At 62.7% G+C, this 1,272-nt stretch carries 1 protein-coding gene; it reads right to left on the reverse strand.

The features are described 5' to 3' along the window. Positions 1-599 precede the first annotated feature (599 nt). Positions 600-1,272: reverse transcriptase domain-containing protein (locus HKK72_RS39380; RefSeq protein WP_261987638.1), on the reverse strand; the 673-nt coding region annotated here is incomplete at its 5' end.

Raw genomic sequence — 1,272 nt, forward strand, 5'->3', positions numbered from 1 at the left:
TCCTCCGCACCTCTTGGAAGGCCTCCCAGACCTCCCGCTTCGAAATATCAAACGACTTGCTCTGCGATTTCAGCTCGCCCACGCAACTCCTCCCGGACTTCGTCCGGTTGACCGAACGAACACAGCCACAGATGACCCGGCCCCTTCGCTCCACCCCCATCACAGAGGCTTCTCAGCTACTACAAGCCGGTCCGCCGACGCGCCCCGCGACGGTACTCACCCCCTCGCGGTCTCCGCCGCTTGGGACACTCCCTCTCACCACCCGGCAGGCGGCAGTATCAGGGCACCCCTCCTCCCGTTCCACGCGAAAGCAGCAGATCAGGCTCACGTCGTCTACATGCCGGACACCGCCTGGCCAATCAACGGGCACCCGCCAGACTCATCCCGGAACACGGCACACGCCCCGGTCTCGATGCCACCCGTTATCGTTACGACACTTCAGCGACGAATCGCTTGCGCTCGTCTTCCTGATCCCCACCTGACGCCTCACACGGCGCCTTCTCCTCATCGCTGCCGAGTAGCCGGGGGCATCTCAGCCCCCGGCCCTCACAGATCCGGACGTGAACCTCTCGATTCATCCGGCTCGTGCCGTCCAGTCTTCAGAGCGTGTATCGCAGTCGCCAATGGGCGAACAGCTCTGGAGCTATGAGCCGTACTCCTTGGAGCCATTCGTGTGTCCGGCGGCGGCTGCGTTCCAGTCGTTTGTACTTCTTCCTCGCCCAGCGCATGATCCAGGTGTCGAGATGCCTGCACATCGAGATCACCGCAGTCGGATAGAACGCGGTGAAGTACGAGAGCCAGCCCCGCACCACCTGGTTGATCGGGCCTGCGAGGTCACTGAGCGTCGAAGTCGTGCGCCGATCAATCCGCCAGGATGACACCTTGCGTCTCATCTCGGTCAGCTTCCCCGGACCAACCGCCGGGAGAAAGCTCGTATAGGCCTTCTTCTCGGTCTTGTTGTATGCCTTCCGGGGCCGGAACGTGTATCCGCAGAACGTGAACGACACCCGGTCATAGTCCAGGTGCCGGTTGCTGTCCTTGCAGTAGACAATCCGTGTCTTGTCGGGATGAAGTTCCAGCCCGACGTCGGCGAGCCGATGTCCGATCGCCTCCCGCACCTGGCGGGCTTGGCGTTCGGTCACGCAATGGACCACCACGTCATCCGCGAAGCGTTCGAACAGGACTCCCGGGAACGTCCGGGTCATCCACAGATCGAAGCCGTAGTGCAGAAACACGTTAGCGATCAGCGGGGAGATCGGGCCGCCCTGGGGC

This window comes from Actinomadura sp. HBU206391 (genome assembly GCF_014323665.1).
In the GTDB taxonomy this organism is placed as follows: Bacteria; Actinomycetota; Actinomycetes; order Streptosporangiales; family Streptosporangiaceae; genus Actinomadura_C.